The 25,097-nt window shown below is 32.2% G+C and carries 38 protein-coding genes; 20 read left to right on the forward strand and 18 right to left on the reverse strand.

The window, feature by feature from the left end; genetic code table 4:
• Positions 1–98: 98 nt before the first annotated feature.
• The 4 genes from A6V39_RS03520 (at position 99) to A6V39_RS03535 (ending at position 2,502) form a co-directional block, all read left to right on the forward strand.
• A complete protein-coding gene (locus tag A6V39_RS03520; protein ID WP_187150284.1) occupies positions 99–548 on the forward strand; it encodes a hypothetical protein in 450 nt (149 codons plus the stop codon).
• 61 nt (positions 549–609) lie between these two features.
• Positions 610–1,218: a hypothetical protein gene (locus A6V39_RS03525; protein WP_187150285.1), complete on the forward strand. Its 609-nt coding sequence runs from the start codon at positions 610–612 to the stop codon at positions 1,216–1,218.
• 38 nt (positions 1,219–1,256) lie between these two features.
• Positions 1,257–1,925, forward strand: coding sequence for a hypothetical protein (locus tag A6V39_RS03530; RefSeq protein ID WP_187150286.1), 669 nt, complete (start codon positions 1,257–1,259; stop codon positions 1,923–1,925).
• Position 1,926: 1 nt separating this feature from the next.
• Complete coding sequence (locus A6V39_RS03535) at positions 1,927–2,502, forward strand: hypothetical protein (RefSeq protein ID WP_187150287.1); 576 nt, start codon at positions 1,927–1,929, stop codon at positions 2,500–2,502.
• Here A6V39_RS03535 and A6V39_RS03540 read toward each other — a convergent pair.
• Both A6V39_RS03540 and A6V39_RS03545 read right to left on the reverse strand, forming a co-directional pair.
• Positions 2,476–3,081, reverse strand: a complete 606-nt coding sequence (locus A6V39_RS03540; protein WP_187150288.1) for a hypothetical protein — start codon at positions 3,079–3,081, stop codon at positions 2,476–2,478. The two genes, A6V39_RS03535 and A6V39_RS03540, sit on opposite strands and share 27 nt — an antisense overlap.
• The gene (locus A6V39_RS03545; RefSeq protein ID WP_187150289.1) at positions 3,081–3,680 is read right to left on the reverse strand and encodes a hypothetical protein; all 600 of its coding nucleotides are present in this window, start codon (positions 3,678–3,680) and stop codon (positions 3,081–3,083) included. The genes A6V39_RS03540 and A6V39_RS03545 overlap by 1 nt, the downstream gene beginning before the upstream one ends.
• Before the next feature lie 42 nt (positions 3,681–3,722).
• Between A6V39_RS03545 and A6V39_RS03550 the strand changes: the two genes are divergently transcribed.
• The 3 genes from A6V39_RS03550 (at position 3,723) to A6V39_RS03560 (ending at position 6,061) form a co-directional block, all read left to right on the forward strand.
• Positions 3,723–4,763, forward strand: coding sequence for a hypothetical protein (locus tag A6V39_RS03550; RefSeq protein WP_187150290.1), 1,041 nt, complete (start codon positions 3,723–3,725; stop codon positions 4,761–4,763).
• A gap of 45 nt (positions 4,764–4,808) precedes the next feature.
• Positions 4,809–5,435, forward strand: coding sequence for a hypothetical protein (locus tag A6V39_RS03555; protein WP_187150291.1), 627 nt, complete (start codon positions 4,809–4,811; stop codon positions 5,433–5,435).
• A 113-nt stretch (positions 5,436–5,548) separates the two neighbouring features.
• The gene (locus A6V39_RS03560) at positions 5,549–6,061 is read left to right on the forward strand and encodes a hypothetical protein (protein WP_187150292.1); all 513 of its coding nucleotides are present in this window, start codon (positions 5,549–5,551) and stop codon (positions 6,059–6,061) included.
• 4 nt (positions 6,062–6,065) lie between these two features.
• Here the strand turns inward: A6V39_RS03560 and A6V39_RS03565 are convergent, their stop codons facing one another.
• A complete protein-coding gene (locus A6V39_RS03565; protein ID WP_187150293.1) occupies positions 6,066–6,674 on the reverse strand; it encodes a hypothetical protein in 609 nt (202 codons plus the stop codon).
• Entirely contained in the window at positions 6,674–7,273 is a 600-nt protein-coding gene (locus A6V39_RS03570; protein ID WP_187150294.1) for a hypothetical protein, read from the reverse strand. The genes A6V39_RS03565 and A6V39_RS03570 overlap by 1 nt, the downstream gene beginning before the upstream one ends.
• A gap of 195 nt (positions 7,274–7,468) precedes the next feature.
• Here A6V39_RS03570 and A6V39_RS03575 point away from each other — a divergent pair, with 195 nt between their 5' ends.
• The 11 genes from A6V39_RS03575 (at position 7,469) to A6V39_RS03625 (ending at position 14,838) form a co-directional block, all read left to right on the forward strand.
• The gene (locus tag A6V39_RS03575) at positions 7,469–8,194 is read left to right on the forward strand and encodes a hypothetical protein (protein WP_187150295.1); all 726 of its coding nucleotides are present in this window, start codon (positions 7,469–7,471) and stop codon (positions 8,192–8,194) included.
• A gap of 32 nt (positions 8,195–8,226) precedes the next feature.
• A complete protein-coding gene (locus A6V39_RS03580) occupies positions 8,227–9,264 on the forward strand; it encodes a putative sodium/potassium/calcium exchanger (protein ID WP_187150296.1) in 1,038 nt (345 codons plus the stop codon).
• Between the two features lie 3 nt (positions 9,265–9,267).
• A complete protein-coding gene (locus tag A6V39_RS03585; protein ID WP_187150297.1) occupies positions 9,268–9,720 on the forward strand; it encodes a hypothetical protein in 453 nt (150 codons plus the stop codon).
• Positions 9,721–9,723: 3 nt separating this feature from the next.
• Positions 9,724–10,344 (forward strand): hypothetical protein, encoded by a 621-nt coding sequence (locus A6V39_RS03590; protein WP_187150298.1) that lies wholly within the window; start codon positions 9,724–9,726, stop codon positions 10,342–10,344.
• A gap of 25 nt (positions 10,345–10,369) precedes the next feature.
• Positions 10,370–10,810 (forward strand): hypothetical protein, encoded by a 441-nt coding sequence (locus A6V39_RS03595; RefSeq protein WP_187150299.1) that lies wholly within the window; start codon positions 10,370–10,372, stop codon positions 10,808–10,810.
• Positions 10,811–10,872: 62 nt separating this feature from the next.
• Positions 10,873–11,898, forward strand: coding sequence for a hypothetical protein (locus tag A6V39_RS03600; RefSeq protein ID WP_187150300.1), 1,026 nt, complete (start codon positions 10,873–10,875; stop codon positions 11,896–11,898).
• On the forward strand, positions 11,898–12,347 hold the full coding sequence (locus A6V39_RS03605; RefSeq protein WP_187150301.1) for a hypothetical protein: 450 nt from the start codon (positions 11,898–11,900) through the stop codon (positions 12,345–12,347). The genes A6V39_RS03600 and A6V39_RS03605 overlap by 1 nt, the downstream gene beginning before the upstream one ends.
• Positions 12,348–12,349: 2 nt before the next feature.
• The gene (locus A6V39_RS03610; protein WP_187150302.1) at positions 12,350–12,958 is read left to right on the forward strand and encodes a hypothetical protein; all 609 of its coding nucleotides are present in this window, start codon (positions 12,350–12,352) and stop codon (positions 12,956–12,958) included.
• Positions 12,948–13,589 (forward strand): hypothetical protein, encoded by a 642-nt coding sequence (locus A6V39_RS03615; RefSeq protein WP_187150303.1) that lies wholly within the window; start codon positions 12,948–12,950, stop codon positions 13,587–13,589. The genes A6V39_RS03610 and A6V39_RS03615 overlap by 11 nt, the downstream gene beginning before the upstream one ends.
• Before the next feature lie 3 nt (positions 13,590–13,592).
• Entirely contained in the window at positions 13,593–14,240 is a 648-nt protein-coding gene (locus A6V39_RS03620) for a hypothetical protein (RefSeq protein WP_187150304.1), read from the forward strand.
• Between the two features lies 1 nt (position 14,241).
• Positions 14,242–14,838 carry a hypothetical protein gene (locus A6V39_RS03625; RefSeq protein WP_187150305.1) on the forward strand — a complete coding sequence of 199 codons (597 nt, stop codon included), beginning with the start codon at positions 14,242–14,244 and terminating at the stop codon, positions 14,836–14,838.
• 18 nt (positions 14,839–14,856) lie between these two features.
• Here the strand turns inward: A6V39_RS03625 and A6V39_RS03630 are convergent, their stop codons facing one another.
• From A6V39_RS03630 to A6V39_RS03675, 10 genes are all read right to left on the reverse strand, one after another.
• Positions 14,857–15,471: a hypothetical protein gene (locus A6V39_RS03630; RefSeq protein WP_187150306.1), complete on the reverse strand. Its 615-nt coding sequence runs from the start codon at positions 15,469–15,471 to the stop codon at positions 14,857–14,859.
• A gap of 91 nt (positions 15,472–15,562) precedes the next feature.
• Positions 15,563–15,865 (reverse strand): hypothetical protein, encoded by a 303-nt coding sequence (locus A6V39_RS03635; protein ID WP_187150307.1) that lies wholly within the window; start codon positions 15,863–15,865, stop codon positions 15,563–15,565.
• 526 nt (positions 15,866–16,391) lie between these two features.
• Positions 16,392–16,862: a hypothetical protein gene (locus A6V39_RS03640; protein WP_187150308.1), complete on the reverse strand. Its 471-nt coding sequence runs from the start codon at positions 16,860–16,862 to the stop codon at positions 16,392–16,394.
• A 474-nt stretch (positions 16,863–17,336) separates the two neighbouring features.
• Positions 17,337–17,786 (reverse strand): hypothetical protein, encoded by a 450-nt coding sequence (locus A6V39_RS03645; protein ID WP_187150309.1) that lies wholly within the window; start codon positions 17,784–17,786, stop codon positions 17,337–17,339.
• Positions 17,779–18,255, reverse strand: coding sequence for a hypothetical protein (locus A6V39_RS03650; protein WP_187150310.1), 477 nt, complete (start codon positions 18,253–18,255; stop codon positions 17,779–17,781). The genes A6V39_RS03645 and A6V39_RS03650 overlap by 8 nt, the downstream gene beginning before the upstream one ends.
• A gap of 18 nt (positions 18,256–18,273) precedes the next feature.
• Positions 18,274–18,747, reverse strand: coding sequence for a hypothetical protein (locus A6V39_RS03655; RefSeq protein WP_187150311.1), 474 nt, complete (start codon positions 18,745–18,747; stop codon positions 18,274–18,276).
• Positions 18,731–19,201, reverse strand: coding sequence for a hypothetical protein (locus tag A6V39_RS03660; protein ID WP_187150312.1), 471 nt, complete (start codon positions 19,199–19,201; stop codon positions 18,731–18,733). The genes A6V39_RS03655 and A6V39_RS03660 overlap by 17 nt, the downstream gene beginning before the upstream one ends.
• Positions 19,194–19,595: a hypothetical protein gene (locus A6V39_RS03665; protein WP_187150313.1), complete on the reverse strand. Its 402-nt coding sequence runs from the start codon at positions 19,593–19,595 to the stop codon at positions 19,194–19,196. The genes A6V39_RS03660 and A6V39_RS03665 overlap by 8 nt, the downstream gene beginning before the upstream one ends.
• On the reverse strand, positions 19,595–20,257 hold the full coding sequence (locus tag A6V39_RS03670; protein ID WP_187150314.1) for a hypothetical protein: 663 nt from the start codon (positions 20,255–20,257) through the stop codon (positions 19,595–19,597). The genes A6V39_RS03665 and A6V39_RS03670 overlap by 1 nt, the downstream gene beginning before the upstream one ends.
• Before the next feature lie 3 nt (positions 20,258–20,260).
• On the reverse strand, positions 20,261–20,902 hold the full coding sequence (locus A6V39_RS03675) for a hypothetical protein (RefSeq protein ID WP_187150315.1): 642 nt from the start codon (positions 20,900–20,902) through the stop codon (positions 20,261–20,263).
• 198 nt (positions 20,903–21,100) lie between these two features.
• Between A6V39_RS03675 and A6V39_RS03680 the strand changes: the two genes are divergently transcribed.
• Together A6V39_RS03680 and A6V39_RS03685 are read left to right on the forward strand one after the other, a co-directional pair.
• The gene (locus A6V39_RS03680) at positions 21,101–21,730 is read left to right on the forward strand and encodes a hypothetical protein (protein ID WP_187150316.1); all 630 of its coding nucleotides are present in this window, start codon (positions 21,101–21,103) and stop codon (positions 21,728–21,730) included.
• A gap of 31 nt (positions 21,731–21,761) precedes the next feature.
• On the forward strand, positions 21,762–23,027 hold the full coding sequence (locus tag A6V39_RS03685; protein WP_187150317.1) for a hypothetical protein: 1,266 nt from the start codon (positions 21,762–21,764) through the stop codon (positions 23,025–23,027).
• Positions 23,028–23,036: 9 nt separating this feature from the next.
• On the opposite strand, the gene A6V39_RS03690 is transcribed toward A6V39_RS03685, so the two are convergent.
• The 4 genes from A6V39_RS03690 to A6V39_RS03705 form a co-directional block, all read right to left on the reverse strand.
• On the reverse strand, positions 23,037–23,612 hold the full coding sequence (locus tag A6V39_RS03690; RefSeq protein ID WP_187150318.1) for a hypothetical protein: 576 nt from the start codon (positions 23,610–23,612) through the stop codon (positions 23,037–23,039).
• 20 nt (positions 23,613–23,632) lie between these two features.
• Positions 23,633–23,944, reverse strand: a complete 312-nt coding sequence (locus A6V39_RS03695; protein ID WP_187150319.1) for a hypothetical protein — start codon at positions 23,942–23,944, stop codon at positions 23,633–23,635.
• The gene (locus A6V39_RS03700) at positions 23,907–24,239 is read right to left on the reverse strand and encodes a hypothetical protein (protein ID WP_187150320.1); all 333 of its coding nucleotides are present in this window, start codon (positions 24,237–24,239) and stop codon (positions 23,907–23,909) included. Before A6V39_RS03700 ends, A6V39_RS03695 begins: the two co-directional genes overlap by 38 nt.
• Before the next feature lie 158 nt (positions 24,240–24,397).
• On the reverse strand, positions 24,398–24,718 hold the full coding sequence (locus A6V39_RS03705; RefSeq protein ID WP_187150321.1) for a hypothetical protein: 321 nt from the start codon (positions 24,716–24,718) through the stop codon (positions 24,398–24,400).
• Positions 24,719–25,097 lie beyond the last annotated feature (379 nt).

Genomic DNA, 25,097 nt, shown 5'->3' on the forward strand with positions numbered 1-25,097 from the left:
CAATATTCAGACGAAGAAATAAGAAAATTGGAAGATTTGAAAAGTGAATTATCCAAATTTTCATCAGAACTTGAAGGATTAATTGATTTAAATAATTAATGAAACTACCAGCAAGCTTAAGCAAGCTGAAATCATTATTTCCAGTAATAGTTGTTGGCGCCTCTGTAGCAATAACTATTAAGTTATTGACAGAGGGTGCCCCAACTGCGACAGAGTTAATTAAAGTTTCTGCAGAAGAAGACATCTTAGAGACTAATTACGAAGATAAGTTAGAGATTCCTCCAGAGCCCGAACCTGAGCCACAGCCAAAAGAAGAAAATCCTCCTCAAGAAGAACCACCACAAGTTCAATCTGATGATGCTCAAGAACCTAAAGAAAATGAAGAACAGGATAAAAAAGACTCTGAAAATCAACAAAAATCAGATAGTGATGAGAAAAAAGAGGAAAAGTCTGAACAAAAGAAACAACCATCTGCTACAAAAAGAAGATTAGCCGAAACACCAATGGGGAAATTGATAGGTAGGTTAATTAATTCAAAGAAACAATAAACAATTTAATTAATTATTACTTTCTTGGGAGAAAAGTAAAAGATTATTGCCTTATTAGATAATGATTTCTGTAGCACAAAAGACTAGTATAGTTATTGGTGGTGTTGCTGCTGTATCTGGTTTAAGTTCTGCTATTTATTTATCTACTTGAACTACTATTGAACAACAAATTTCAAAAGAAGGACTTAAATTAATAAGTAATGAAGAGGATTACAAATTTGTTCTATTTATACATAAAGATAGTTCAGAATTAAAGGTAGCAATAAATAAAGATTCTTTAGATTTTCAAGCACAAGGATTTGAGGTAAAGAAGTGATGTGAAAAAAGTCTTAAAGAATGAGCGCCAAATGATACATTATTAAAGCAAGTTAAAGCATGATGTATTGTTCCAAAAATTAAGACTCTTAAAGATAAATTAACTGGAAAATTACATAAAGAAAACGCTTGACAAAGTAAATTTACAACTTTTGCTAGCAATCCAGATAAAGACAATAAATTGTTGGCAGCTTTAAATGAATCTAGATCAAAAAATCCCTTGGCTAAAGAATCAAAAGATGGAGGTACAGAATTAAGTAAATGATGTGATTCTGCTTTGGAACAGAAAATATATGAAGTAGATACAAAACATAAGACAGAAAAGAATATAGAGGATTGGTGTTTTGAAAAATAAATCTTAAAAATTAATATTCTTTAATTCTTAAGAAGGATATGTCTGTAGAGGTAGTGCAAAAAGTAGCAGCAGTAACAATAATTGCTGGAGGTATAGGTGGTGGGTATTTTGCTTTAACAGGTGGTAGTTCTGGTACTTTGTCTGGAATGAGTCTTGCGTCTGGAAGAGATTTAATTAAAGATTGAGATACTATTGAATCAAATTACAAAAATGAAAAGAATACAAATTTAATAGAGGGCATTCCAAAAGAAGCTTCAAAGCTTCAGGACAAAATTAAGAAATGATGCGAAACTAAAGGTAACACTTATTATTTAGGGCCAACAGATAAGACTTATCGTTCTTATATGCTTTGATGTTTAAAGGAGATTGATTTAGATACAGCATTAATTAGACAGGGACTTGAGTGAAAAGATGAAGGATGAGATAAGAAATTTGAGAAGAATAAAACTGCATTGCAAACATTGTTGAATAAAGGAACTAATCCAAAACAAGAACCTGCAGATGCTAATAAATTAAGGAGTTGATGTGAAGAGAATAAGAAGGGAAGATACAAATATCTAGGCGATGATGCAGAGCATAAGGTAAGGTCTTATTGCTATTGAAGTAAAGAAGAATGAGAATTAGCAAATAAACCACAACAAGAAACTCCTCCTTCAGATTCCGCAATAGAACCATCTGCTCTTTCTTCTGATTCAGCTTCTAGATAATATGACAATATTACCTCATCATATTGCTGGTATCTTTTTGTTAGGTGGTTTAACTGTGGGAAGTTATTTCACAGTTAATGCATTAACCCCTCCTTCTTTAGAAAGCAAGCTTAAGAATTTAAATTTAGAATTAGTTAGTACGGAATGAGGTGAAAAAGCACAAGAATACAAAAAAGATGGCAACAATAACTTAATACCTTCAATTGATAAGAGCAAACAAGAAAGAGAGATTGCAACATTGTTAGAGGGTTGATGCAAAAAGAAGAAAGATAAATATTTTTTAGGCAACACTGACATTAGTTACAGAAATTTTTCTGTTTGATGTACTGTTACAAAGACAATCAAAAATGTGTTGGTCGGAAGAAGATTAAAGGAATTAGATCCAGAAGGCTGAACACAAAAATTTACCGCTTACAGTGCTGACACAAATACAGATAAATTTATTACTCCAAATAAGGGTGTTACTGAAGAAAAATTAAAGGACTGATGTAGAGATACTCAAGCAAATACTAACTACACTTATGAAGGCGATGAAACTTTAAACAAGATATTAAGCTGGTGCTACGCAAATTCTTAAAGCGTTTTTAAAATCTTGGTCTTTTGGCCCTTTGTAAGGTTTTTTGTAGGCTTTAGAACATCAATCTTTAACTGCTTCTTTACCTCCGCTATTTAACTCTTTTCCTTTAGCAGTAATTAATTCTTGATCTAATTCCGTGTTTTCATTTATTTTCTTCAAGTTTTGCAAAGCAACTTCTCATTTTTCATCCTTACCTTCATCAATAGCATTAGTTATTTGTTCTTTAATAGAGAAAGTGCAGTAATTTTGTATATTTTGATACTCTTTTGAATCTTCTTTATTAACAACATTATTAATATTGCTATTACATCAATCTCTTAATTCTATTCAAGTAGCGTTAGTATTCTTATCCTTCAAGGCACCTAATTCATCTACTAAAGTGTTTTTGTCGGCAACCTTTAAAGAAACTAGTCTCGCTTCTCAATTAGTTTTGTGTGTTTCACTCGTAGTAGTCAGTAAAGTATCTTTAAATAATTTAGAGTAGGTTGATGTTGTTATGTTGTGATAAATACCGTAACCCAACCCCCCAACACTGGCTAAAGATCCAACACCTAAACCTACTTTAGTTAATAAATTCATTAGTTTGTTCTTTTGCAGTGCTCTTTAGCATCTTTAAATTCCAAATCATCGTCGCCACCGAATACTTCAACAGCTATATCGTTACATCATTTTTGCAATTCAGTGCCATTGGTATTTGAACCCTTGGCTACTTTTTTCAAGGATGAAGAAAGTGGTTTAGTTCCGTTTTGGTTTAATTTATTAAATCTAGTATTTCAAGTAGCTGATCCATCTGCTCAACTCGTATCACCTACTTTATCTTTAACGTTTCAAGAGCAGTATTCTTTAAAGTCCTTAAATAGTGGAGATTCTTTCTTATCAAAAGTACTTTTGTATATTTCTTCACACGCTTTTTGAAAATCTTCTTTTGCACTATTAACATCGGTTTTTGCTTTAGTTTGAGCATTCTTTAATTTTTGAATATCTGAATTTACAGTTCCGTCTTTAAGTTTGTTTAATTTTGCAGTTATTAAGGTAGTATCTTTAGTGAAGTCTATTAATGCTTTTTCAAATTTGCCTTTAATGGTTGTTGTGTTTTGTGTTAGTAGTAAATAGGTACCACCAGTACCAATTATTGTTGTTCCAGTTATTCCTGCAATAACAGGTACTAATTTAGACATTTAAAGTTATTTCTTCTTATATTAGTATTAAGAGCTAAGAATATGGCAAATACTAATTTAGCTAAGACTGCTTATGGTTTATTAGGTACTGGAGTATTACTAGGAGCAGGATATATTGGAAGACCATATATATTTGGTGATAAGATTGCTGATCTTCTTAAGGTTCATAATACTGAAAAACAATTATTAACTTCAGCTTCACCAAGCTATAGTGAAAGGTGAAAAAAGGCTTGGTTTAACTATAGGAAGGATAACCAGAATAAAGAGAAAGATGTATGAGAGATTGGAGATTGGGATAAGACATTTGTAAAAAAAGACGATATTGTTGCTCCTACTTCTTTTGTAGATGCTTGTGAGAGAAATTCACGAGTATCTGTATCTAGTCACTTAAATCCTCTTTACAAACAAGTATTAGATTGATGTACTAGTGACTCCAAAGTAAGTATTAAGGATTTAATAAGAGATTCAGGTAAGAGAATACTTAATAAATTTGATTCAAAAACAAAAGAAGACTCTGGTTGAAAACCATTATTTAAGAGATATTTAACATCTAACAAAAATAGAGAGCAAGATGTTTTGAAGGTTTCTGGTTGAGTAAATAATCCAGATCCAGCAAATAAATTAGAGAATAATGCACAAATTCTTGAAGACTTTATTAGTAAGTGTACTGCGTTATCTGAGAAAACTGTAGAGAATGTAGGTGATGCAAATTATCAAGATGCTGTTAGTTATTGTTCTGATGATATTCATGCTGAAGATTTAGTTAAAGAATCTGGAAGAAAAATGATTGACTTAAGTAAATTAACTCCAAGCAGTGACGGAACAGCAAATGCATTAGCTAGAGAAATATGACAGAAATATATTAAGAAAAATGAAAATAAAGATAATGGAGAAGATGAGTGAAAAGTAGATCAATGACATTTAAAGAAAAAAACACCAGAATCAATTCCAGAGAAGTTTTGAGACAACTGTAAGAATAAAAGAAAATCAAACATTAGGAGTGTGGAGGATACACTCTTTGAACAAGTTAAGAATTATTGTTCTGTGGAAAGTAGTAGAACTGAGTACATAGAGGCAGACTAGGTAATGGAGCCTATAGGTTCATTTAAATACTAGTAAAAGTTAAAGATGGCAACAGCTTTAGTTAAAGGGGCCGTAGCAGTTGGTGCATTAGCTACTGCTTCAGGAGTAGGGACTGCAATATATTTCAATACTGGGACTACTATAGCTGATAAGTTAGCAGGCACAGCACTTAAATTAATAAGTAATAAAGAAGACTACAAATTTATTCTTTTTGATAATAAAGCTAAACAAGAATTTAAAGATGCTATTGGAAAAAAGACTGTTGATCATAATGACTCTACACATATAGATGCTTTAGATAATTGATGCAAAGAAAAGCTTAAAGCTTGAGCATCAAGTGATAAGGATAACAGTATTTATGAGAAAGTTAAAGCATGATGTGTTGAGCCAACCAAAAGAACTCTAAGACAAAAACTTAAAGGAGCTTTACATAGAGATACTGAATGACAAGGGAAATATACTGGCTTTGCAGGTGATACCTCAAAGGGCACTAAATTTTTAGATGCTTTAAAGAATGCTTTTCCCAGAGTTACTCTCGAGAAAACAACAGCAGAAGGTGGAGCAAAATTAAAGGAATGATGTGTGGGGACTTTGGAATTAAGGATTTATGAAGTTACTGATCATAAATCAGAAGAAAATATTCAGACTTGGTGTTTAGATGCTTCTAGGTAGTTTGCCTTGAAAAAAAGGTTTGTTCAACTCTTGGTAGTTGTGCTTCGTTAGGAGCTGGGGTATATATTTATCTATTAATACCCTCTGCAGAACCACAAAATGTTGGAGAGGTATTGAATAGAGCTGGTTTTGAAGGTATAGAAAAAGCTTCTACTGAAGACTTAATGAAAATTGTAAAGGCTTACAAAGAAGCCTTAAAGAGTGGTAAGAAATTTGAAAAAATGGAGGAAGTTGAAGTTGATGGTAAGACAGATGAAGAAATAGGAGAACAAATTAAAGGTGGTTGCAGAAGAATAGCTGTAAGTGGAGTTTCTTCAGTTAATAAAGATACTGGTCGTAGATTTTGTGTTGTTCCAGTAACCGTAGAAGAAACATTAAAGAAACAAGGAATTAGATTTTTAGACGTTGATGGCAACGGGGATGATACTCATTGAGGGGAAAAAGTAGAGTTATTGTTTGGATCGGGCAAAGCTAATGAATCTATGAAAAAGGAAAATGATTCTAGTAAGAAAGTAGATATGATCAAGGCTTCTTGTAGAGATTTAAAAACAGCTCCTACTACTTCAGGAGGATTTAATTCTTTCTTAACTGTTGCAACAACTTATTGTTCTATTAAAGGAAAATAAACAATTAACCAGTTACACAAACTTTTGAGGCATTTTCGAAGGTTTGATCTTTTTCTCCTTTAAAGGGTTTTGAAAATACAGAAGTACATCAACCTTTAACGGCGGCATTTGCCTCAGCCCCTTTTATTTTATCTTTAGTAGTCTTTAATACACTGTCTAATTTTTTGTCGTCAATCCCTTGTAATTTTGTATGTCCTACAGCTCACTGATTATCACCATTACCACTAGGAATTTCAGAGATAGGATTAGTTAATTTTTCTTTAATAGAGAAAGTACAGTAATTCTCTATATTTTGAAGTTCTTTTCCGCCTTTATTTGAATTATCAATAATACCTTTACATCAATCTCTTAAATCTGTTCAAGCAACTACTGGATTTTGTTTTTCTTTAACAGATTGTAGACTATTAATTAAAGTATCTTTTGTTGCTACCTTTAAAGAAACAAGCCTTGCTTCTCAATTAGTTTTGTGTGTTTCACCTTCGGTATTTAATAGGGTTCCTTCTAGGGATTTAGAGTAGGTTGATGTTGTTATGTTGTGATAAACACCATAACTCAAGCCACTGGCCCCTGCTACGGTTGTAACTCCTATTCCTATCTTAGCTATTGGATTCATTAGTTGTCTTTTCCACAAGAAGCCTTAGCATCCTTAAATTCTAGATTATCTTCTCCTTCATAAATAGAATTAGCAATATTTTCGCATCATTCTTTCAATTTATTTCCATCATTACCTGCTCCATTTGCAATAGTTGTTAAGGAAACAGAAGAAGGTTTAGTATTTTCAACCTTTAGTTTGTTAAATCTTGCACTTCAATCAGCTCCGCTAGCAAATCAATTTTCAGTAGTTATTACATCTTTGATATTCTTGGAGCAATAAGATTGAAAATCCCTAAACAAATCTGAATCTTTCTTATCAAAAGCACTATTGTATATTTCCTTACATCCCTCCTTAAAATCATTTAATCCTTGATTAGTTCCCTTAACTTCTTTATTTTTTGCTGATATTAATTTTGAGTGTTTAGGAACAGAATTACTTGATTTTAATTTTGTTAATTTTTCAGTTATTAAAGCAGTGTCTTTTGTGAAATCTAAAATTGCATGTTTAAATTCAATCTTAAAACTTTTTGTGTTTTGTGTTGATAATAAATAACCACCTCCAACACCAATTATTGTTGTTCCAGTTACTCCCGCAACAATAGGTACTAATTTGGACATATTTTTAATAACTACTTAAATAATTAATAGTATTTTTAAGCTAAGAATGACTAACTGTAATTAATAGAATACTTAATTATTTAGAAGTAAGTATAGGTTTTGTTCTTTCAAAAAATTTCTGTGATAACTGTGATACAAAAAGAACAAATCTTATTAATGGGATTTTAAAGTTCCAAGAATTAAATAGGAACATATATGGCAAAGAGCTTTAAATCTTTCTTACCTCAATTATCTATTGTTGTCCCTGCAGTAACTACAGGAATGCTTATCTTTTCTGATAAGGTTGATCCCATTACTTCATTACTTTCTAAATCTGAAGCAGAAAAAAAGGAAGAAGATAGTAGCATAAAGAAAACATCTAAAGATCAAGGCGAAAAAGGTAAGGATGGAGATGGCGGAGCAGGGGGAAAAGATGGAGAAAAAACTAAAGAGATGAATAAAGGAGGATTAGGTGAAAAAGGCGATGGAGCAGAAGCAAAAGGTGGTTCAGGAAAAGGAGATGCTGGAGCTAAAGGACCTGAAGGTAATACTGGAAAAGATGGCGAAGCTGGTGCACAAGGAGGCAGTCCAAATGGAATTCAGAATGGTTTAGATAGTGGGGTAGCAGGAGGAATTGGACAGGGTCCCGAAGCACAAGATGGTGCATCTATTTCTTTACCTGCTAGTGGATTAGGGCAACAATCTCAAGGATCTGATAATCTAACTGATCAAGCTCAAAATCCTTCGGGAGAAGGGCAATCACAAGCTGGAGATTCAACTGCTGGTATTCAAGATAGTTCATCAAATAGTAATGTTATTTCTGGAAGTAGTGATGGCGCGGAAAGAACAGAAGTAGAAGGTACAACTTCTGTTGGAGGACCACAACCTTTTGCTCCTGCCTTTGCATCTATAATAGGCGATTTAATGTCTGAAGATCTCTAGTTAATTAATTTAAATTTGATGTTTTTTCAATAATGATACCTTTAATTAAGTTACTGAAGATTGTGTTGCCTGTTGCCACAGTAACAACAGCAACCATATTGACAACTTCTTTAATATCTTCTGGAAAAGTTGATTTAGATAAGAAAAAAGAAAACGAAGATCAAGAATTGAATGATTTTGTAAAGCCTCCTGAAGACTTTGAAGATGAGAAGATTTTTTATTCTAAAGAAGGTGATTCAGATAATTTGAGAACACTAGACAAAGACACTGCTAAGAAGATTGAAGAATTAATGCAAAAGAACGGAGGCAAATTGGAAAAAGGAGAACAATTGGGAGATACTGTTCAAGCTCCAAATCCTGAAATTAATCCAAATGTCCCAGAAAATCAACCACAAAACGTAGGAAAAGCGGATTCTCCAGAAATTACTTCTAAAGCAGAAGATAAAGATATGACTAGTGTTCCTAAAGGAAATAATAAAGATGAGGGCGATACAATTTCTGAGACTAAAGATACATTAATAAGTACTTCTGAGTCTACTGATGATGATTTTACTAATGGCCGTGATGACCCTCAACAACCGTCTTTAGATGATGACAAAAAAGATAGTGATGTTAATGAAACACCTCCTTTAGATACTGAGGAAAATGATTTGAATAAAGGGAAAGAAGGGCCAGAGATTAGAGATGATAAGTCCCAAAATGAAGGGATAGGAGATGTGAATTCAGTAGTACAGAAAACTTTAGAGCCACAGTCATCTACAGAAGAAAATGGTGTCGAAACTAATGATGATACGAGTGTTGATCCAGTAACTAATCCAGAAATGAAAAATGAAGTAGGAGAAGCGACACATCAAGATGTGTCTATGGAAGCAAAAGGTGATTTAGGTAAAGGGCCTAACTTTGATACTTCTAAAGAATCAGGAGACTCTAAAGGTTTAGATGGCGGAAATGATGATCAAATATCTGACGGCAATTCCGACAGATATTCTGAAGAAGCAATTAAACGATTAGAACAAATGCAAGGAGAATTATCTGAATTTGAACTTAGATTGAAACAACTAATTGATTAATTAATGGCTATTCCAGCAAGCTTAAGCAAGCTGAAATCTTTATTTCCAGTATTTGTTGTTGGAGCATCTGTTGCAATCACGATTAAGTTATTAACTGAATCAACACCATTAACTTCTGAGATATTTCAGGTTAAGGCAGAAGAAGATATTTTTAGTCCAGAATATAAAGATGAGCTTGTAGAGCCTAAAGAACCTGAACCTGAACCGGAGCCACAACAAGAACCAGAAGCTCAGCCTAAACAGGAAGAAGAGGACAACAAAGATAAACAAGAAGAACAATCCCCAGAAGAAAGTGACCAACAAGATTCATCGTCTGATCAAAAAGAAGAAAAAGATGATGCCCAGAAAAACGAGAAAAAGGATGAAAAGCAACCTTCTGGTGGTAGGATGTTTGGAAATAGTTCTACTGCACAATTGTTAAAGAAAATTTTGGGTGGAGGAGGTCAGAAGAAATAAATCTTGGCTTTATTAGGTAAAGTTCCAGTTACTATTATTGCATCTTCTTCTGTAGTAGGTGGAACAGCATATTGTTGTTATCAATATGCAAATGGTATCAATAAAGTAGGTAGTTCTTTTCTTGATTATGAAACAGCATTCTTAAGTACTACTGGAGATGTGAAATTATGACCTAATAAGTTGGAAGCTCTAAAGCAGGGAGATGTATTGGGAAGTAGTCAAAAACTCAAAGATGCAAAGAGCAGAAATGATTTGCAATTATTAAAGGAAGCCTGTGGTGAATTCTATTCTCATGAATTTCTTAGTAAGAATAGTAAAGATATAGATGACTTTAAGAAATATTGCGCAAAGACTAATAAAGATGTCATAGGTGATACATGGTTTTCTGATTTTAAAGAAGCTACAGGGGCAGAGAAGTTAGCTCAAAAGATTAATAATAGAGGAGATAAAGCAATTTCACCAGAGTTAGATGGAATTTTGAAAAAATATGTTGGAAAAATAAGGGATGTTGAATTAGCAAAAGAAATTAGTGATTGGTGCAATAAAGTTGGAAATAATATTTACTTAGGACCTTTAACTGACTTTACTAATAGTCAAGAGTACTGTAAAGCACTTACACCATAAATTATCTATTAGGTATAAGTAATAAATGCCTATTCCAGCAAGCTTAAGCAAGCTGAAATCTTTATTTCCAGTAATAGTTGTTGGCGCTTCTGTGGCAATAACTATTAAGCTCTTGACAGAGTCTACTCCACTTACTTCAAATTTATTGCAGGTTAAAGCCGAGGAAGATATCTTTAGTCCAGAATATCAAGAGATTCTTGAAGATCCTAAAGAACCTGAACCCCCTACTCCTGAGCCAGAACCACAAGAGCCAACCACAGAACAATCAAATGAACCTAAAGAGGATGAAGGTAGCGATGAAGAATTACAGGATAGTTCTACTGAGCAGGACAATTCTACTCAAGAACCACAAGATTCTGCACCCAAAGAAGAAAAGAAAGAAGATCCACCAAAATCTGCTCCAAAACTTAAGTTTAAAGACGATAACTTTATGGGTGGCTTTCTTAAAAGAATATTTAAGCCTTAAGGAAAATAGTTTCTTTAAGAATCATAGACATTTTCATATATCTTTAAAAGGACAAATAGGTTATGTTGTCTTTTGTTAAATTACTTAAAGTTGCGTTGCCCGTTGCCACAACAACAGCTGCGACTATAGCAACTACTTTTTTAGTATCTTTTGGTAAACAAGATCCCAAACATATTGAAGAGAATATTGATAAAGGTTTAGATGATTTTCAAAAACCTTCTGAAAATTTTGAAGACAAGAAAATGTACTATTCAACTAAAGGTAAAGCTGAAGGATTAACCAAACTTAATGATGAGCAAGCAGAAAAACTTGCACAACAATTGGAAGAAAAAGGAGATGGAACAGAACCTATTGACTTAGATGCTATTCCCGAAGAAGCTCCAGAAGGAGAATCACAAGCTACAAAACACCCCTCTATGGATACTCCAAAAAATAATTTGCTCCAAAAACAAGAATTAGATTTAACTGGAAAATCTACAAGCGATGATGATTCAAGACCGCAAGAATCAGAATTAAGTAAATCAAGTGAAAAAAAAGATGAATCTATGGATGCTTTGGGCGCAAAAGAAGATGGGAAAAACGATGATTTAGATAGCAAACAATCTGCAAATGAAGATAATGTAGGTGATTCTGATGCTGGAGCAGAGGGAGATGATGTTCAAAATGATGATCAAACAGTGCCCATCCAAAAAGCGGAAAATAAATCATCAGATAGCTCTGAAGATTTAGGAAATTCAAAAATAGAAAGTGGAGGCGATGAGGTTAAAGAACCAAATTTACAACAAGAATCGGAAGGTACTTTAAATCTACAACAGTCTCAGAGAGAAGATGAATCACAACAAGTTGGAGGGTCAGAAGAAAAAAGCAAGAATGGGGAGAAGTCAGAATCAAAAGAAGGATTAAGCGCAAGTGGTCCTAAGTTAGATGAAGGGAAAGAGGGTCATAATAATATTGATTCCGGACATGGAACTGATGATGTTAATGGTTCTCCACATATGCCTTCCGAAGAAGAATTAAAGACATTATTAGGATTGGAAGCTGAGTTAGCATTTGTTAAGTCAGGTCTAGAAGATATGCTTAATAGTTAATGCCTATTCCAGCAAGCTTAAGCAAGCTGAAATCTTTATTTCCAGTCTTTGTTGTTGGTGCTTCCGTAGCAATAACAATTAAGTTATTAACTGAATCAACACCATTAACTTCCGAAATACTTCAAGTTAAAGCGGAAGAAGACATAAAGTCTGTTGATGAGTACAAAGATGATCTTGTACCGGATCCTGAGCCAGAACCTCCACAAGAAGAAACTCCCCCTCCACCCGCAGAAGAAGAAAAGGATCCAAAAACAGAAGAACAAACCAAATCTAAAGAAGAAGAAGATTCTGAAGAGAAAATCGATTCAGAAGACAGTTCAAAGGAAGAGAATCAAGAAGATCAAAAGAAGGATCAATCTGAACAAAAACCTAAATCTTCTGGAAGAGCATTTATTAGTGGCGGGATAGGTGATATATTGAAACAAATAATGAAGCCATCAAAGAAATAAGGATGTCACCAACAACTTTAAAGGTTAGTTTGATGGCTGGTGGATTTGCTACTGTATCAGGTTTAGGTTCTGCTACTTATTTACTTACTAGGTCCACTATTGAACAACAATTAATAGGAGAAGGACTTAAGTTAATTAAAGATGTAAATGACTACAAATTTATATTATTTACACATAAGAATAATCAAGAATTAAAGACAGCAATATCTAAAGATAATTTAGATTTAAATCAAGAAGCAGAAGTTAAGAAATGATGTGAAAATAATCTAAAGAAATGAACAACAGATTCATTATTAAAGAATGCTAGAGAATGGTGTGTAATTCCTAAGGTAAAAACTCTTAAAGATAAATTAAGTAGTAAATTAAAGACGGGAAAAGATTGACAAGAACATTTTAAATCTTTGGCAAGCGTTTCAGGTACATCTAATAATAAGTTTTTGACTACTTTAAATGCTTCTTTTTCTGGGGCTAACTTAAATCAAACATCCCCAAATGGAGGCGCTAAATTAGCTGAGTGATGTACTTCTGCATTAAATCAAAAAATATACGAAGTAGATTCTACAAATAAAACTGAAGAAAATATATTAGCTTGATGTCTAAATGGCTCTTAATCTTCCTTGAAAAAAGATTAGCTCTATTTACACTTGTTGTGGTTCAATAGTTGCTGGAGCATATATTTATTTCTTAATTCCTAAAGGAGAACCACAAAGCGTTGGAGAAGTATTAGATAGAGCTGGATTTATCGGTGTAGAGAAGGCTTCTGCCGCAGATCTTAAGAAGATAGTAGCAGCTTACAAATTAGCTTTAGCAAGTAAAGACTTCCAAAAGATGGAAGGTGTAGAGATTACTGATGAATCTACAGATGAAGAAGTAGTCGAACAAATTAAAGGAGGTTGTAGGAGATTATCTATTGGAAAAACTACTTCTGTTAATAAAGAAAATGGAAGACGTTTCTGTATAGTACCAACCACTATTTCTGAAACATTAAAGAAAAGAGGAATTAGTTTTTTAGATATGAAAGGACATACACATGATGATATTTGAGCACAAAAAGCAGATTTGTTAATTAGTTCAGGAAAAGCTGGAAAGAATATGACTGCAGATACTCCAAGAGATTCAAAAATAAAACTTATTAAGTCTTCTTGTTCTGATTTAGCTGGAGCTCCTACTACATCAGGTAAGTTTGGATCATTTTTAGATGTTGCAACAACTTATTGTACTGATAAGAGGGGAGATAAGTAATATATGTCAGTTGAGGTTGTTCAAAAAGTAGCTGCAGTAACACTAATTGCTGGGAGTCTGGGAGGTGGATATTTTGCATTAACAGGTGGTAGTTCTGGAACTTTGAAAGGAATGCATTTGGCACAAAAAAGACAATTAGTTACAGATTGAGATAGTATTGAAGCCGAATACAATAAAGACGATAATAGTGAAACAATTGATGGAATAACTAAGAAGGGAAAGAAAGTTAAAGAGAATATTAAGCAGTGATGTGAAACTAAAGGAAGTACTTATTATTTAGGTTCGACAGATAACACTTATCGTTTATATGCTGTTTGATGCTTACAAGAAGTTACTTTAGATGCAGAATTAACAAGACAAGGATTTAGGTGAGATACAGGTTATTGAGGTAAGAAATTAAAGAAATATACAGATGGAGCACAATCATTTATTAAGGATGGAGGTAAAGCTGTAGCAGCAAAAGATTTAACTGAAAAACATATTGAAGATTGGTGCAATAAAAATAAAGGTGAAAGGTACAAGTACCAGGGAGATACTAATGAATATCAAGTGAGAGGTTATTGTTATTGAACAGATGAAGAATTAGCAGAAGCTAAAAAACCAGAACCTGATCCTAAATCATCTCCTTCTCCTCCAGGTTCTTCAGATTAATATGAATATACTTCCTCACCATATTGCTGCAACTTTCTTATTAGGAGGTTTGATAGTAGGCGGTTATTTTACATTTAATGCATTAACTCCACCTTCATTAGATAACCATCTTAGGAATCTAGGAATCGAAATATTAAGTAGCGGGTGAGACGCAAAAGAAGCTGAATACAAAAAAACTGAGGCCCCAGATTTAATACCTTCCATTTCTAAGACCGAGGTACAAAATAAAATTCCTGATTTTGCAAGCAATCTAGAAAAGTGATGCAAAAAATACAAAGAAAAATATTTCTTGGGAATAGATGATGCTAATTACAAACGTTTTTCACTTTGATGTACATCTACTATTAGAGTTGATGCAATCTTAGGTAAAAGGGTGGGATTAATAGCTTTAGTTGATAATGAAGTAGAAACAGTATTTAACACTTACAATGATGCAACAAATACTGATAAGTTTCTTGGATCTCCATCAAAACCTAAAACAGCATTAACTTCAGCAGATTTAACTAGTTGATGTACTAAGAAAAAAGCAGAGAATTACAAGTACGAATCAGATCCTGACTTTAAGAGAGTAATAAAATGGTGTTACAAAAAAGCTTAGCTAAACCTAGAAAATAAGTTAAGCAGAATTTTGTGTTACGCAAATTCTTAGAGCAATATTAAAGACTTTATCTTTTTTGTTTGTGTAAGGTTTTTTGTAGGCTTTAGTACATCATTCTTTAATAGTTTTTCCTCCCTCATTATTAACATCTTTTTCTCTAGCTTTAATTAATTCTGCATCTAATTCATCATTATTTTTTATTGCTTTCAATGCATTATGTACTTTTGCCCATTCAACATCATTATCTGATTTATTTTCATCAATAGCATTCTCTAATTTATCTTTAATTGAAAAAGTACAGTAATCTCTTATGTTTTTGTATTCTTTAGATTCTTCTCCTGTATTTGTATTTTTGATATTTAATTTACATCAATCTCTTAATTCTGTTCATTCAGCAATAGCAGGATTAATATCTAAGAGAATACTTTCAGCTAGAGTATTAGTTGGAGCACTCTTTAAAGAAGTTGTTCTTGCTTCTCATTGCTTTTGATTTGCAGTTCCCTCTGCATCTAATAAAGCTTCTTTAAATATTTCTGAATAGTATTGAGTTGTTATGTTGCTATAGTAGGTTCCATAAATTATTCCAAAAATACCAGTAGCAATTCCTAAACCTAACCCTACTTTTGGAAGCACTTTAACTAATCTATTTTTTTGCAAAATTTATTTGCATCTTATCTTTCAAATGTCTCTTTTTTCAGGCTTTATCGAATCAAAAAGTTATTTGTTACCTTATGTATCCATTGTTTCTTAGTCTTCTTTCGCATCTACTTTCATCATCTCCACTATTGCCATAAATTAAACTAACTCTTCGGCAAAACGGTCCTTTTGCTCTTCTTGCTTGTGAATTTCTTTCTATAATTTCTTGAGTTTGTTTTTCATTAGGCAGATTTTCTTTACCTTCTTCAATAGTCTGAATTATTTCTTCTTTTTTCTCTTTTGTGGTTAAATAATTAATACTTCCACCAACAGCCCCTACACTAGAAAAAAGAACTAACGCTCCTATATTTCGAACCAGTCAACCAGTCACTGCTATTTTTGAGTGCAAAATTTATTAAAGATGTGATTATATTACTTAAGAGTTAATTACTTGTACAGTATTTTAATACTTCAATGTAAAGTGAATCTTTAATATTTTCAACGCTTTTTTTACTATTTGTTTTGCATCTTTCTTTAAATTCATAAGGTGTATTTGTTTGTTTTTCATATTTTTCGTTTCATTGATTAAATTGTCAAGCTTCTTTGTTTTTTAGAGTAGTATATTGTTTTTTGAAAGCAGTTCAATTCTGATTTCATTTATTAATAATTTCTGTAGTATTGCTTTCGCTTAATAACTTCTTACCGTTTTTGTTTAATAATGTTTCAATTGTATTTCCCGTCTTATTTGTAAAATAAATCGCTCCCCCTTCAACAAATGTTACGCCAGCGATACCAAAAGCAATATTGAAAAATCTAATTGTTCCTTGCCCAAATTTTAAAGAATTTTGTGGAATTTATGCTCTTTCTTTTGATTATTGGAATCTAAAATAGGTTTTGAAAAATAACTCTTTGAAGCATTAGCGCATTCTCTGAGATATTTTAAGTTTGGTACAGTAATCCTTTATTTCTTTGTAAATCTTTTCCATTTTACTTGAGATTGTTTTTTGTGTTTGTTCTTTGCATAGCGCTTTAAATTCATCTGGAGCTTCTTCTTGTTCCTTTTTGTTATCTAATGAAGCCCAATTAGTCTTAAGACCTGAAGATTCATATTCTTTTTTAAATTTTTCTCATTTGTGCTCCCATGAAATATCATCTCCTTCTGCTTCTCCAAGCAATTCAACACCATCTTCGGCAAACCATGCATAAACAGTTCCTTTTTCAGTATTAGGTGTTAATGATTGATCTTTTTTCTCTGATAATTTTGAAATAATAGATGGAGCTTCTATAGTTGGTTGTTTTGTTAAATGTTTAACACCAAAACCTGCACCCACCGCTAAACCGCTAACACTAATAATAGTAGCAATTGCTTTGGTTGTAAAATTAGCCATCTTTAGTATATGTATTTCTTTAAATTGTAATTAAAGCTGTAAATAATGCATCTTGTTAAATTAGAGTTTTTAATTTTAATACTTCGAAAAATTCTTTAATTCGTCTATAAAATTTTTCATTCATTTCATTAATCATTTCTTGGGAATTAAATACACACATCCCTCGCTAAATGCTTCTGGAGCTTGTTTATTATTTCTTAGAGTATCTCAGTTTGTTAAACTCCAATGGGATTTTTCTTAGCTATCGTGTCTTTTTACAGATGCGTCTCATTTTATTTTTCATTTGTCATTAATATCTTCATCTTTTCTTAATATCCTATAATCTCTTTTGTTTAATCGATTTGCAACAGTACCTTTAATTTTTTACTCAAGTATTATCTGTTTTTGTTTGTTTGTTTGTGAAAAATATGCACCACCAATTCCTAATTTGTAGTTAAATTATTCAAATTTATTTAAAGAGATAATATCAATTTTTTATTTTGTGCAATACTTTTCTATTTCTGTGTAGAGAGAATCATTAATACTATCCACTTTTGTATTAGCATTCGCTTTACATTTCTCTTTAAAGGATTGTGGAACTTCACTTTGTCCAAATACAGTTTTTCAATCACTTAGTTTTCACGGCTCCTCTCTTTCTTTATCTACGGTGTAACTTTCTTTGAATGAAGCTCATCTACTACTTCATTCTGGAGCTTCATCTGTTAATATAGATTTTCCTTTACCACTCAACCACTCACTAATCTTTTTTCCAGTATTCGCTGGCGTAAGCAAGGAGTTTCTTTCTGAAGATTCTTCTGGCAGTTGTGTTTCTGCAATTGTAGTTTTAGGTGTTTGAGAATTATTGTTAAGAACAAGATAAGTTACACCGCCCCCAAGACTTCCCAACCCTGCTACACCACTAACTATACCTAAAACTTTATTCATTAATTCCTTTAGTGCAATATTTACTGACTTCTAAATAAGTAGCATCACTATCTGTATTTGGTGCTGTTAATTGACTAAGTTTTTCACATTGAGATTTGAAAGTATTAATGGTATTTGATTCATCTTTAATCTGTTTTCAATCTTGAAATCCTCATAATGTGTCCGGATCATTATCTTTGTATGCTTCTTTAAATTTATTTCATTGTGCTTCTCATTTTGAATTATCTCCTAGGTCTTTAGTTAATAATTTCAATCGTTTTGTTCCTAATAGTTCGGATATCTTTTTTGGAGTTGTTTGTGTTTCAGTATCTCTAGTTTGCTTTTCTGCTTTTCCAGCACTTGAATCTGAAACTTGTTTATCAGATTTGTCTTTATTGCTAGTAGTTAAATAAATAGCCCCTGCACTTGCAACACCTACACTTGTTAACCCACCAGCTATTAATAATGCTTTAGTTGAAAAAGTAGTCATTTTCTTTTTTTAGATGGATTATTGTTTTTCTGTAGCAGGTTGAATTTGTTTTGTACAATAGGTTTTTGTTAGTTCAAAATCACTATCACTTTCACCTCTTATCTGTTTATTACTTTTTTCTTTGCATAATGTTTTGAATTCATCCGGTATACTTTGTGATTCTTTCTTATCTTTCAAATCTCAACCTTCTGGCAGCGTTTTGTTATTGTAAGCTTGTTTAAAATTTGTTCAACTTTGATTTCATTTATCTGTATCTTCATCACCAATTAACTCTAAATTTTTGGCCTTCAAGAATTCGACAACTGATTTAGTAGTTGCTGTTGTGACAACAGGAGTTGATTTTGCTTCTATTTGTGTTTGTTTATTGGGTTCTGCCTTTATGCCTTTATTATTGTCAGAATTTAAGTAAACAGTAGTTACACCTCCTCCAATAGCTGTTGTCCCTACAACGCCACTAACTATAGCAATAGTTTTGTTAGACAGTCCCAGCATCGTCTTTTGTGCAATATGTATTTACTGCTACAAAAATAGTATCTTTATCGTCTACTACTAATTTTTTGTTATGTTTTTCACATTGATCTTTAAAGGTATTAATAGTACCTTCAATTTCTTTGACATCTGTTCAAGTTGGAAACTCTCATGGAGCAGTAGGAGCATTTCGCTCATGCGCTTGTTTAAATGCTTTTCATTGTTCCTGTCACTTTTCATTATCTTCATCGGTTTTTGTTAATAATTTCTTACCCTTTAGTAAACTGCTAATTTCTTGTTTAGCCTCCACCTTCTTGGGAGTAGATTCAGTTACAGGTATTTGTGGAGACTGTAAAAGAGAATTTTGTTTCTGCTCTTTTTCTGCTGAATTTGAAGTTAAATAAATAGCAGTAGCACCTCCACCTACAGTAGCTAATCCACCACTAACTCCGAGAATCTTTACTAATGAACTAGGCATTTACCTTATTTTTAGAACAATATTTTTCCACTTCTTTGTATAGTTTGTTATCTTTATTTTTTACTTTTGTTTTGGCATTTTCAGTGCATTTAGATTTGAAATCAGCATTAACTCCTGATGCCTTGAACACACTAGCCCACTCTCCACTTATTGCTCAATTATCTGAAGGAGGTTTGGTTTCTGTATAAGTTCTTTTAAATTCTTGTCAATTTGTTGCTCATTGTGTATCTTCAGGAGTGCCAGTTGTCGATAGTAATATTTTTCCATTTTCTATGAGTACATCGGATATAGGTCTTTCTTTTTCGCTTAATAAAAAATAAGTTGTTGCTCCTCCAGCACTCACAGTAGCACCTCCACCACCTATACTTAAAACCTTTACTAAATTACTTGCCATTAACTTTTTGGTTTAGTACAGTATTCTTCTATTTCTGATAATAATTTTTCTTCTGAAAGCATTATTGAACCAGTACCATTTTCAGTACATTTGTCTTTAAATGCCTTTTCAGCAGTAGGATTACTCTTTAAACTGCTTCAATTACTGAAGTCTCAAGGAGCTACTGGATCTTTTGTTTGATATTTACTCTTGAATGTTTCTCAAGGCTTGTTTCATTCTGTATTATCCCTATCGGTTAACAGTACTTTATTATTCTTAGCTAATAGATCTGATATCTTTCTTGGAGCGCCTTCCCTAGTACATCAATTTTCAGCATCTTTAAGGCTTCTGTCGTAATTACTATCTTTTTTGTTGGTATTTAGTAGTATTTCACATTTTGCCTTTAAAGCTGCAGTATCTGATTCAGATCTTAATACTAAACCATCTATTTTGTCTTTGCCTGTTGGTTTTCCGCTATGGTATTGTTTAGCTAGTTCTTTTAAATGTTCAACGTCTTCTCCTTGTGTTTCAGTTAAATTTAAAGGATTTTTGAGTTTTTTAATTAATGTGTCTTTAACGCTTTCAACTGCGGAAAACTGCGAATAAGCACCATATGCAAGACCACCCAAAGCAGTAGCACTTAGTGCTCCTATTATTGCTTTATTAGTAACAGAAAGAGACATTATCTAATTTGGTGTACATCATTTTTGAAATTTTGTGAAATTATCATGAAAGTCAACATCATAATTATGTTTGCCCTCTAAAGAATTGCAACCTTGTTTTAATTTCTTTCTATCTTCTGCGGGTTGATGAGGTGTATGTGCTGTTAAATCAACGCTTGATATTTTGTCTGTTGCTCCTTCTCTTATATAATCGGCCACCTTTTCATTTCATCTATCTTGTTGATTATCTTGAGCAATATTTGTATCTAGAACTTCTCCTTGTGCTTTTGCCAAATCTCTAATAGTTATTGGCTTAACACATCATTGTTCTGTTGCTAATAATAAAGACTTATCTTTATGGTTTGAAGAATAAATAACATCTTTACAAGCTTTTCTTAGTTTTTTTGCATCATCTTCTGTCGCTTGTCCATCGCTTGCAATAGTGATAGTTAAGCCTGTTAGTCTATTCTTTTGACTATTTGAATAAGCTTTAGCAATTGTTTTTCAAGTATCTAAGTCACTATCAAAATTAAGAAAAGTATGGCCTTGTTTTCTTAATACATCACTTACTTTTGTGGCTGTTAGTAAGTGACTAGCTAAAGCACTAACACTTCCAACAACTCCCATTCCAGCCACAATTGAAAGTATCTTAGTTCCTGTTTGCATTATTTATTCTTCTAAAGTACTTTATTAATTAATCTCTCTTAATTGTTAAGATTTAATATGTTGGTGACTATCTAACAAATACAACTGAGACTATTAAATATATTAATTCTTATTACTTACTAACTCTATTTTCTTAATTGTATTTATTAATTTTTTTAGCTTTAAGCAATCACTAATAAATAGAGATAATTAAATTATTTGAAGTTCAAGAAATATCTTCTTGTTGCTACCAAAGTAATAGTAGTTTCTGCAATTCCTGCATATCGTATTTGAAAGCTTTCTAGACCCACTTTAGGTACTTTATTAAAGCAAGAAGGGTACAGAACTATCTTTGATTCTGAAAGACCTACATTCGATAAGTGAATGAAACTTTTCTTATTTTTCAAAAAGGATTTAATTAATGACAATATAGTTTCAGCTAATCTTATGTCTGATAGTGAAGGTGCTTTTGTATTTAAGAATTGATGTGCTAAATCATTAGAGTCTAATGATAGTAATTTTTTAGGTAAAGCTAGGAAGTATTGTAGTATGAATTTAGGAGTTTATGCTTTGGAAAAAGAAGGTGCTAAGTTAATTCAAGATATTAGTGAAAAAAAGCAAAGAAAAGCTTGATTCTATTCTTTTGGAAAATACAAAGATGAGATAATAAGATCTGGATTCTTTAGTGGAATTATGGGAGATTCACAAGAAAATAGTGAGAATAGATTAAGGGATTGATGTAGTGATAATTCTAAGAAAATGTATTTACCTAAGAATTACTTAATAGCTGAACATGTAGCTATTTGGTGTGTAATGGATGAGAAAGAATTTAATCAATTTAATAATTAGCTTTATTTCTTGTGCTAAGCAAAAACAATAGATGCAATTAAGACTCCCTCTAGCAACTAAAGCTGTAGGCTTTAAATTTAATTCTAGTGTTACTGCTATTCTTTCAGGCCTTACTGCAGTTGGTACTTGTTCTTCAATAATATTTAATTCTGAGTCTGCAAGAAGTTCAATAAGTAGTTCTTTAAGCACTTTAAAGAATACAGCAGTTACGCAAGTTTTCTTAGATGGATTCAATAAAGTGGGTAATACATTTCAAAATTGAGGTAGTGCGATAATTAATTCAAAAGATGATTTTGTCGATTGATTAGAGCGTTATTTAGGTATTAATGGAATTAAATCAGGTACTGTAGCGCTTTATGAGAAGTTACGTGTATGAGTAGGAATAGTTTATGAATGATTTGCTACTAAGTTTATTAAGTTCATAAAGAATATTCCTGAGATGGTAAAGAATTGAAAGGAATTAAGGTTATCTTTATTTAAGTGAGGCACTTTCTTAGGAGGGGGAGGAGGATCTGCTTTTTGAGCTATGTTTGGAAGTGGAGATAATTGAGGTAAGTTAGGAGAGTTAATGGGAAGGCCTGATTTTATGGATATGATGAATGACTTTAGTACTTTAGTTCAAGATAATCCAGAAGCATTTGAAGAATTAGGCGCAGAAGGTATTGAAGAGATTATTGAGCAATATTTAGAGGATCCTGAGAAAGCTAAAGAGGCTGCTAAGGAATTAATTGAAGAACAGAAAGAGAAAAAGGAAGAAGCTAATAAAGATAAGGAAAAAGATCCAGAGGAAAAGAAAGAACCAAATTCAGAAGAGTTAACAGCTGATGAAATTAAAGAGAAATTTAATTCTAAATCTGGAAAACCTAAAGATGTAACTGGCGTTTTAGGAAATGTAGTAGCGCAGGGCTTGGTACCCATTCTTGAACTGCCAAATTCTTCTTTCTTTGGTTTTGAGGCAGAAAAAGCTAAGAAAGTGGCTAAGGAGCATATGAATAAATATATTGAAGAACTTAGAAAAAATATAGGATCCAAGAAAAAAGGACCAGAAAAAGAGTTCTTAGATTTAGTAGAAGGAAATAACCAAAATGAATTAGTAGAGTTCTTAGCAGGAGTGGCAACTAGTGCATATGGAAAAGTATCTTCAAATGTTAAATATGAAGTTTTTGCACAACAATTTTCTAAAGAGTTGGAAAGCAAAATTACTCAACCTTGTGAAGATGAAAATAATTGCGATGCTACCGACTTAGCTCAAAAATTTAAAGTTGGTAATAAGCCAAAAATTAAGAAAGAGGAATAATTAAGCTAGTTAAACTGTCTTAACGCAATATGTTTTTGCATCTTTAAAGTTTTCATTATTATCACCAGTTCATATTTCACCGTAATAAGAAACACATCATTTTTTCAAGGCATCTAACTCAGTAGTTGGACTTTTTGATAATTTAGCTTTTATGTCTTTCATAGTTGGGGATAATTCTGTATCTTGTTGTTTGCCTTTCAAAGCTTCATTTGCTTTTGTTCATTCTTCCTTTTCACTTATTGTTCCATCTGGCAACTTATCTTTATTGTTATAGATACAGTAGGCTTGAACATTCTTAAATCGTAAATCATCTTTATCTTTAAATTTAGCATCATAGCTAGTTTTGCATCATTTCTCTATTTCTTTAGCTACTTTACTTAATTTTGATAAATCATCTACAAGTTCTGTGGAAGTAGCTAACTTTAGTGCTTCTGCTTTCTTAGCTCAATCAGACTCTCCATTTACTTTAGTACCTTGCAACCTTGCACTAATTCTTACCGCTAAGTAATCATTAACAAAATAACCTCCAACACCCATTCCAGTTAATAACGTAGTTCCTGCACCAACCTTAACAAATGTATGCATAAAAAATCTTGATTATTTTTTTAAACAACACATCACTTCTTAGCTAATTCGAATTTTTCATTAAAGTCTTGACTACTGGTCTTTAATTTAACAATAATTCCACAAGCTTTTTTGATATTAGCTACAGTGGTAGTGTCAGAATCTCTCATCTCTGTACTTAATTTTTGCGCATTGGTATTATCACTTTTTAAAGTTGTTTCTTTAGTTTTTCAAGCATTTCCATCATCGCTTATCCCAACAACATTTAATCCTCTAAGATTTATTTTTTCAAAAATATCTTTGATTTCTTTTTCTTTAACACACCACTGCCCTTGCCTTTTTGTAATTTGCATCATCTTTTTTATTTAATGCACTCTTGCACTCTGCTTGTAATTTAGCTAATTCTAAGTCAGTATTTGCTTCGTTTTTGAAAGTACTTTCAGTATTTTTGACAGAATTATGCGCATCTAATAAAGTTTGTCATTCATTTCCAACATTTAAATCAAATCCCTCTTTCATTAATCTTGCACCAGCAGTTCCATCAGCATAAGTAATAGGTTTATTTAACAAATTACTTGCCAATAAACCACCCCCACCAATAGTTCCTAATGTAGCAACCCCTGTAATTACTTTGCCTCCTATAGTCACTATGGTTTAACTTCTATTGGATGTTAATTTCTTATTTCAATAAATGCATTTTCATGAAATAATTTTATTGTGAGAATTAAATAATGAGTTATTACTAAAGATATGTTTAAGGCAGTAACAAAAACTTTAATTTTATGTATGTTTAATAGATAAGAAAATTAAAGAGTCATTCAAAAATCGTCTTCCTCTTCCCTATTAATATATATTCTTCCACAACGCCTATCGCTATCTCTGTTTCAAGTTGAAGATTCTCATTTTTTCTTACATTCTTCCAAAATTGGTCTGCTAACAGGAATTTTTGTCTCTTTAGGAGTTTGTTCTTCTAATTCAAATGCAGTATCATCCTTCTCTGGAAGTGGAGCTGATTTTTGCTCTTCAATACTATTACCTCTTGTTAAATGAAATATAATACCACTAACAACGCCAAGTCCTACAATAGTAGATATAGTTCTTAAGCCTTTAATTAGCCAATTAGCCACAAGTTTTTGTTATTGCCGTATTTTTTCGTGAATTTTATACAGTCTTTTTCTTTTTTTATTCTCATTCTTTCGTAACCATTGTAGTAAAGTCATGCATAACTCTTTATTCTACTGGATAATTGAACAGTATTAGGTTGCCTATTGTTTAGAGATAACCCCCCTTTTTGCCAGCAATAAGAGTATTTATTTTTTTTGCTTGAAGTTCAATTTTGGAATCTTGAATATCAATAATTTCTTGTTTAAATAATTAATATCCCCCCCTATAGCATCCACACTAGAAATGACAGCTAAGTTGCTTGTATTTCAAATTAATCAACTAGCTATTGTTTTTGTAATTTGCTATTTGAATGAATGGACGATTTATTTTGTCAAAAAAAAG

It is taken from the genome of Candidatus Mycoplasma haematobovis (genome assembly GCF_001645765.1).
Lineage (GTDB): Bacteria > Bacillota_I > Bacilli_A > Mycoplasmatales > Mycoplasmoidaceae > Eperythrozoon_B > Eperythrozoon_B haematobovis.